Annotated in this window: 1 protein-coding gene; it reads left to right on the top strand. The window is 43.4% G+C overall.

Features of this window, described 5'->3' with window-relative positions; all coding sequences use genetic code 11:
- The coding region (locus ACYQ2O_RS13080) for an RNA-guided endonuclease TnpB family protein (RefSeq protein WP_459796822.1) at positions 1-309 on the top strand (309 nt) is incomplete at both ends.

The raw sequence follows: 309 nt of genomic DNA, 5'->3' as shown, positions 1-309 counted from the left end.
AGCACGAGAAGATTGCCAATCAGCGCAAAGATTTCTTGCACAAACTATCCAAAAAGATTACAGACGAAAACCAAGTCATTGTAATAGAAACTCTGTCCAGTAAGAACCTGATGAAAAATCATAAACTAGCAAAAAGCATTGGTGATGCAGGATGGTATGAATTCGTCCGCCAATTAGAATATAAATCCAAGCAAAAAGGACGGACACTTATCAAAGCAGACAGGTTCTATCCGTCTAGTCAGGTTTGTTCGAGTTGCGGACACCGAGACGGCAAGAAGCCGCTCAATATCCGGGAGTGGGACTGCCCGA

Source organism: Alkalibacterium sp. m-11, from assembly GCF_054658155.1.
Note: the sequence above shows the minus strand (reverse complement) of the source record. Positions and strands in the feature narration are given on the sequence as shown.